Source organism: Pseudomonas sp., from assembly GCF_050739655.1.
GTDB lineage: Bacteria > Pseudomonadota > Gammaproteobacteria > Pseudomonadales > Pseudomonadaceae > Aquipseudomonas.
The window spans coordinates 1-7740 of record NZ_JBOIBY010000489.1; the positions used below are offsets into that span (position 1 = coordinate 1).

A 7740-nucleotide genomic window follows, 5' to 3' on the forward strand; every position below is an offset into this window, starting at 1 on the left:
GAAAATAGGACATGAATGCTTTTCCGCCGTGCCTGCCATATTTTCGCGTCGCCACGTCTAGTGCCGTCGTACTGTCGATCTTGCGCTGTTCTAGTTTTGTCAGCCTTAGCAACTCACCTTTGGTAATCTCAGGGTGAGAATGAGTTTCGTTGATTTTCTGAAGTTTTTTTAAAAAGATCTATTGCTCTGTATTTCGGAGAGTCGATTTTTTGGCTAGCTCGGAAAAGCTTTGCTATAAATAAATAAACCTCGTTATCATCGCTACAATGGGTGTAGATAGAAATGAAAAAACAAGAAAAACGAATCTGCCGCACCACTCTTGCATCAATTATTTCCGCGATGGCAGCAAGTGGGGCTGGAGTTTCTCAGGCTGCTGCGCTGGCTGATACTGAGACTTATCAAGTTCGCTGGGATAATACTTTAAAGTATCAAATCGGCCAGCGGACTGAATCCCCTTCTAATTTTGCTACTAGCAATATTAATACGAACGATGGTGATGCTGCGTTCAATAAACATGACTTAATCAGTAACCGTGTTGACATTCTTTCGGAGTTTGATTTCAACCTGAAAGATGAGGCTAAAAGCGGGTTTCGTATCAGTGTCGCTGGTTGGTACGACAATGTTTACGAGCGAAACCATCGTACGATTCCAGCTGCCACTTATAACATGACGTCTGTGGGTACTGATGAGTTCACAGATAAAGCAAAAGACATGGCGGGCAAGGATCTAGAGATTCTTGATGCATTCATTCATAGCGGAATGGCCTTTGGGGATCATTACCTCTCCTGGCGGCTTGGGCAGCATACTTTGCTTTGGGGTGAAAGCCTCTTCATGGCAACGAACGGGATCGCCAACGGTCAGGCACCCAATGACGCTTATAAAGCACTCTCCGTTCCAAGCACCTTGGCGAAGGAAGTATTCCTGCCTGTAGAGCAACTGTCATCGGCGTTCACGTTGACGGACAACCTTTCGGTCGAGGGCTACTACCAGTTTGAATACAAGCAAACTCGTGTTCCAGCGCCCGGTACTTTCTGGAGTACTGGCGACATGGTGTTCAAAGGGGGCGAGTCGTTGCTTTTGGCTCCAGGCTTTGGTGTTCCTCGAGGGGATTCCGTCAAGCCGCGTAGTGACAGCGGGCAGTGGGGCATCGCTCTGAAGTACCGTGACCTGGAAAACGACTGGGATTACGGCGCATATTTCCTGCGCTTCCATGCCAAGACGCCGCAGGTTTTTCTCCATTTGTCGTCAGTTGCGCCTGGTGTCGCAGTGCCGGATGAATACCGATTCATCTATCCAGAGGACATCAAGCTCTTCGGTCTGAGTGCTTCTACGAAGGTTGGTGATGCCAACGTTGCGGGTGAAATCTCCTTCCGGGACAACATGCCTCTCGTCAGCGATCCGACCAAGCTTGTGATCCTCGACGATCAACGCGTCGATGGCCGCCACAACCAAGAGTACGCCGTAGGACAGACCATTCATGCCCAAGTATCCACTATCTGGGTGCTGCCTCGTATGCCGCTTTGGGACACGTCCTCGTTGACAGCTGAGCTTGGCGCTAATCACCTATACAAAGTGACCAAGAACGGCGATCTGCGTGACAAGGATGACACTGTGCGCACCGCCGCCGGCTTTCGTGGAATTTTCGAACCGACCTGGTACCAGGCGTTGCCGTCTATTGACCTCAGTTCCCCCATCACCCTGGGTTACAACTTCACCGGCAAATCTGCAGTCGATCCGGCCTTCAACGTCACCGGGGCCGCCCACGGCGGAGACGTATCCGCCGCGCTCAACTTCAAGTACTTGGCGAATTTGAGAGGTGGGATTAGCTATACGAAGTTCTTGGGCGATGAAGAGAACAACGCCTACCACGATCGAGACTTCGTGATGGTGAACTTAGCTTACTCGTTCTGATGAGAGACGTTACATGAACAATAAGAACTGGCACCCGTCCGGCTTTGTAAAGGGCGTCATCCTCAATACCCTCACTCAGCCTAAAGCAGGTGAAATACATGAAGCGCCTTAAGCTTCACTGGTTGATGGCTGGGATGGCCGCCATGGGTGCTGCTTTTGCAGCGCCCATGGCGGGTGCTCAAACAGCTGACTCCGACCTCATACTCACTGCCGCGAAAGCACGTCTTGAGCGACCAGCAGAACCTGCAGCTAGACCAGAGCGTTCAATGCTATTTGCTGTAGCACGAAGCGGACGACGCCTGGTCGCAGTCGGAGAGCACGGTATCGTGGCGCTCTCCGATGATGAGGGTCGAACTTGGCGTAATGGCAAGGTACCGGTCGGTGTAAATCTGACCGGAGTGTCATTCGCCGATGAGCATAATGGCTGGGCTATCGGCCAAATGGGTGTCGTGCTTCATACGTCTGATGGCGGCGAGAGCTGGCAGAAACAGCTCGACGGTTTTACCGCCGCAAGTGTCATCTTGGATCAGGCGCGACAACAGGCAGCATCACTGGAACCAGACGCTAAAGAAGACTTGTTGTTCCGTGCACAAAGTCTGGTTGATGACGGCCCAGACAAGCCCTTTTTGGATTTGCTTGTCGAGGATCGCAATACCGTCACAGTGGTTGGCGCGTTCAATCTCGCTCTACGTAGCAACGATGGAGGGGTGACCTGGGCCGCTTATTCCCAGCAAATCGACAATCCTAATGGCATGCATGTATATGCGCTAAAGCGCATTTCTGGTGAGCTTATGGCAGCGGGGGAGCAGGGATCGCTTTTTTCGGCTGAACATGTTGGCGGGACATTGAAATCTCTTGCCTCTCCTTATGACGGTAGCTACTTCGGCATGTTGCCACTCGGTCAGCAGAGGGTTCTGGTTTACGGCCTGCGAGGGAATGCGTTTGTCTCCGACGATGCAGGCCTTAACTGGCATAAGGCAGAGGTGCCAGGAAGCAACAACGCAACACTCAACTTCGCTCTCGCGCGTAGTAACGGTGATGTACTCCTTCTGGATCAATCCGGGCGTGTACACATTAGCATTGACAAAGGCCGAGTATTCAAAACTATTAACTTTGAATGGGGAGCTCCGTTGACCGGTGCCGCCGAGACCTCAAGCGGGGACATTCTCCTGACGAGTCTCGCAGGTGTTGTAACAATCCCAATGGCTACTTTGGCCGAGACTGCTTCCAAGGAGTAATACCATGCAATCTACTCACGAAGAAGCGCCTGTCATCGCTAATTTGAAGGACTTTGACCGAGCTTCAGGCTCATGGCTGGAGCGCTTGCTGTTCAATCACAGAATATATGTGTTGCTGTTCTGTTTGCTGCTGACGGTGTTTTTCATTTTCCAATTCCCGGGGCTCAAGCTGAATGCAAATTTCCTCCGGATGATTCCAAATGACCACCCGTACGTACAGAACTTCACTGCTCGCCAGGATGATCTGGCAGGGCAGGGAAACGTCATGCGTATTGTGGTGGAGAACAAAAAGGGCAGCATTCTGGATGCTTCGTATCTGGCCACCCTGCAAAAGATCAGTGACGAGGTCTATCTCATTGCTGGGGTAAACCGCCCCTTCATGAAGTCACTTTGGACGCCGACCATGCGCTGGCGAGGTATCACTGAGGTCGGGATTGAGGAGGGGCCCGTGATCGACTCGAATTACGACGGGTCGGCTGCGGCCTTGGCACGTATGCGACTGAACATCGAACGATCGGGGGAGATCGGTAGTATTGTCGCACCAGATTTCAAATCGACCATGCTACTGGTACCGCTACTCGATATCGACACGGAGACAGGGAAACCGCTCGACTACGGTGACTTCAGTCGCAAGCTTGAGCAGGTGCGGGCGAAGTACCAGAGTGATCAAATCAGCATCCACATGGTTGGCTTCGCCAAGGTGGTTGGAGACCTTATCGAAGGGCTTGGTCAAGTATTGGTGTTCTTTGCCATCGCGATTCTCATTGCTGGCGCTCTGGTGTTCAATTACACCCGCTGTGTGCGAAGCACGCTCGTAGTGTTGATGTGCTCCGTAATCGCAGTTGTCTGGCTCCTGGGGCTGCTCCCCATCCTCGGCTACGACTTAGATCCCTACACCATCTTAGTTCCATTCCTCGTCTTCGCAATTGGCATGAGTCACGGCGCTCAGAAGATGAACGGCATCATGCAGGATATCGGTCGAGGTACTCATCGCCTGATCGCTGCGCGCTATACCTTCCGCCGTCTCTTCATGGCGGGATTGGTGGCACTCGCGTGTGATGCCGTAGGTTTCGCCGTGCTGTTGCTGATCAATATTGAGGTGATCCGCCAGCTTGCTACCACTGCCAGCATTGGCGTGGCATTCCTGATTTTCACCAACTTGATCCTGCTACCTGTTGTTCTCAGTTACGTCGGGGTAGGAAAGCGGGCTGCCGTGCGGAGCCTGCGCAACGAGGAGTCAGACCTAAGCGGTGGAATTCGGCATCCTTTGTGGCGATTCCTGGATCTGTTCACCCGTCGGAAAGTGGCCGCGCCAACCCTATTCATTGCTTTTGCACTAGGCATCTTTGGGTTTGTGGTGAGTCACAAACTCAAGGTCGGTGATTTGGATCCCGGTGCGCCTGAACTGCGAGTTGACTCTCGCTACAACAAGGACAATGGCTACATCACTTCGCACTTTGGGAACGCTAGTGACGTGTTCATTGTCATGGTCACTTCTCCAACTGGGCAGTGTATGAATTATGACCTGCTGGAGAAAATTGACCGTCTAGAGTGGAAGCTACGTCAGCAGCCAGGAGTAGCTGCGACTGATTCTTTTGCTTCCTTCATTGGCATCATGACTGGCCAGCTGACCGAGGGTAATTCCAAGTGGATCGGCCTCATTCCCAACCAGGCCGTTATCAACAGTTTGGTTAAATACGCTCCCTCAACCATCGTCAGTCAAGCTTGCGACATGTCAATGCTCCGGATATTCCTGACGGATCACAAAGCCGAGACGCTGAATGGTGTTGTGAGTGTTGTTGAAGCTTTTGCCGCTCGGAACAACACCGCCGATCAACAGTTCAAAATGGCAGCAGGGACTGCGGGCATTGAGGCGGCAACTAACATTGTGGTGGAAAAAGCCAATCGCGATATGCTGTTCTGGGTCTATGGCGCGGTAATACTGCTCTGCTTCATTGTGTTCCGCTCCTGGCGGGCAGTTACCTGTGCGATTTTGCCGTTAATCCTCACATCGATCCTCGCTGAGGCGCTGATGGTGTGGCTGGACATCGGTGTGAAGGTAGCTACGTTGCCGGTGATCGCATTGGGGGTAGGTATTGGCATCGACTATGCGCTCTACGTCCTGAGTATCTTACTTGCACATCTTCGCAGTGGAGAGTCTCTGTCGATGGCCTATTACCGTTCGCTGCTATTTACCGGCCGGGTCGTATTGCTCACTGGTGCGACATTGGCGATTGGCGTTGCTACCTGGTCGCTTTCTCCGATCAAGTTCCAAGCCGACATGGGCGTCCTTCTAGCATTCATGTTCCTGTGGAACATGTTGGGGGCACTCATCTTGCTCCCGGCTTTAGCGAGCTTCCTACTCAAACCGGCTGCTCGTTCACTAGCAAGTGAGGCCCAAGAGATTTCTGAGAAGAAGGTTGAGAAGAAGGCTGAGGAGGATCCTGCCATGCAGCGCTTGCTCCACGGTTTTCCGCATTGACACACCCGCGCATTGCATAACTGCGAGTCAACGTGCGCCCCCGCTTTTGGGGGCGCTTTCGTTTCTAGGTACCATCCGTACCCATCTCGACTAAGGAAGCTCTGAAGAAGACTTCCTGATTTTAGCAAAATACCCAGACTCCACCCGCCAAGTCTCCCGATGAAGCAAATGACATTTAGCCGATGCCGAGTACGCCGGCAAACGCAAGCAGACCCCTAAAGAGTTGTTCCTGATCGAGATGGATCGGGTGGTGCCGTGGCGGGGTTTGATTGCTCTGATCGAGCGGCACTACCCGAAGGGTGATGGTGGACATCCGGCCTATCCGCTGATTGCGATGCTACGTGTCCATCTGATGCAGAGCTGGTTCGGCTACAGCGATTCGAAAGCGATAAACGGTGCCTATCTGCTTACTAAAGATAGGTTTTCGTAGCCTCCAGCAGCGGTGTAATTGAGTCTCCAAGCACTGCCGAGAGCGCTGCCATGACAATAAAAAAAATGCTATTTACTGTTGCAGGTCTGTCTATATTTGCGCTTTTCGCGCTGGCTATCGTGAGCCAGCCGCCACGAGCAGCAAGCGTTGCCTATGCCTCGTATCCGCAGGGATGCCAGTACGGCAACTACCCCTGTGCATTACCACCCGGATTCCGAGGTTGGCCACAATTCCCTTGATTGGCTGAACGCTAATTTGTGCAGAAAATAAGCGTAAGCTTGGTTTCGTAGGATTGTTTTCGCTTTTCGGTCAGGGCGCGCTTCTAGAGGTAAGCCGGCAAAGTCACCTACCCGATCCCAGCAATAAGGGCGATGTTCTCCACTTAAAAATACGTGGACACCATCGCCCTTTTCGTCAGGATTAGCATGCGCCAAAGAACCTCCTATCCCAAACCCTTCAAAGCCCAAGTCGTCCAGGAATGCCTGCAACCAGGCGTATCGATGGCCAGCGTCGCGCTGCGCCACGGCATCAACGCCAACCTGGTTCGAAAGTGGATACCTGCTTACCGTGATTGCCAGGAGCCGGCGCTGCCCGCTTCCTGTCTGTTCAACCTTGCAGGGGCTTGCCTTCCCAGCTGTCGCCCTGCCTGTAACAGCCAGACGCCAGCAGATGATTGAGCAAGGCCTGGCCACGAAGCCAAAGGCAGTTGCTCTCTACCGGGAGTGTCTCCAGCAACTCCTGTTCGTGCCCACGCCTAAGCTTTTGCACGTAGCGGCAGCTCTTCAGGGCTCTGACATCAGATCAGCCGCCATGCAAGGTCGCGAGTATTTGGCTTGGGGCCTGCTCCAGCAGCTGCGGATCCTGGTGAGAGTGATGGGTCGTTGATTAATACCAGATTCGCGGAAGGTCAGAACGGTGTTGATGTTCGCTTGTCATCCATCCGCTCGGAGAAAGGCAAGACGCACGCGGCAAACTGATTCTTGAAACATTCAGGGGGACGTATTTCATTCAAAAGCTTATGCCTTGGCTTGAAGGAAAACTACGGCTGCCAAACGACCCCAAGAGACGGCTAGGAAGGACATGATGTTGATGTACGTCGGAATGAATCGCCCGACCCATATGCTGTGCCTCGCGATGCGACAAAGCAGCTAGGGAGAGGGATCTGTTGGAGTGAAACGTAGGGAAGCTCTGGAGTCAGCCGGCTGGTCGATTCTGGATCTGACGGTTTAGGCGCGTAAGCTGAGCTGTACTCACACCGGGACGTTCTCGGCGTAATCACAGCTCATTCCTGTGGATAGAAGTTAGTTGGCAACGGTGCGCTATCGCTAGCCGCCAGACTTACGCCCAATATGATTGAAACGCGCCTATTGGTGCGGCAAGCACTGATAGGCGCGTATAGGAAAGATTAAGTTTCTTATCTTACACCTGTGCGTTCCAGATATTGCGGGGTGTACATGGTTGCTGGGAGTTGGGCGAAGCTCATACCTTCCTTATCACCGTTCATTGCGTTCATCACAGCGTAATCGCGGGATTGGTAGTTGTAGATAACGAGAGGAACGGAAAGGGTGAGAGAAATTTCTGGATAGGTAAGCGGCGGGATCTGCATGCTTTTCCAGAGCTGCCCTTTCGCGTCCCAAAGATCGCTGGTGAGGATTGTCCATGTATCTTCATCGATGTAC

Annotated in this window: 5 protein-coding genes and 1 pseudogene; 5 read left to right on the forward strand and 1 reads right to left on the reverse strand. The window is 52.6% G+C overall.

From position 1 onward, the window contains the following. Positions 1-282 precede the first annotated feature (282 nt). From ACRESJ_RS23505 to ACRESJ_RS23525, 5 genes and pseudogenes are all read left to right on the forward strand, one after another. Positions 283-1911 (forward strand): DUF1302 domain-containing protein, encoded by a 1629-nt coding sequence (locus ACRESJ_RS23505; RefSeq protein WP_431760038.1) that lies wholly within the window; start codon positions 283-285, stop codon positions 1909-1911. A 98-nt stretch (positions 1912-2009) separates the two neighbouring features. Further along, positions 2010-3149: a WD40/YVTN/BNR-like repeat-containing protein gene (locus ACRESJ_RS23510; RefSeq protein ID WP_431760039.1), complete on the forward strand. Its 1140-nt coding sequence runs from the start codon at positions 2010-2012 to the stop codon at positions 3147-3149. A gap of 4 nt (positions 3150-3153) precedes the next feature. Further along, a complete protein-coding gene (locus tag ACRESJ_RS23515; protein ID WP_431760040.1) occupies positions 3154-5631 on the forward strand; it encodes an efflux RND transporter permease subunit in 2478 nt (825 codons plus the stop codon). A gap of 159 nt (positions 5632-5790) precedes the next feature. Continuing rightward, positions 5791-6043: pseudogene (locus ACRESJ_RS23520) on the forward strand (transposase); the annotation flags it as partial. Between the two features lie 443 nt (positions 6044-6486). Then, entirely contained in the window at positions 6487-6738 is a 252-nt protein-coding gene (locus ACRESJ_RS23525; RefSeq protein WP_431760041.1) for a transposase, read from the forward strand. 737 nt (positions 6739-7475) lie between these two features. Here the strand turns inward: ACRESJ_RS23525 and ACRESJ_RS23530 are convergent. Then, on the reverse strand, positions 7476-7740 hold a 265-nt coding region (locus ACRESJ_RS23530), incomplete at its 5' end, for a DUF1329 domain-containing protein (protein WP_431760042.1).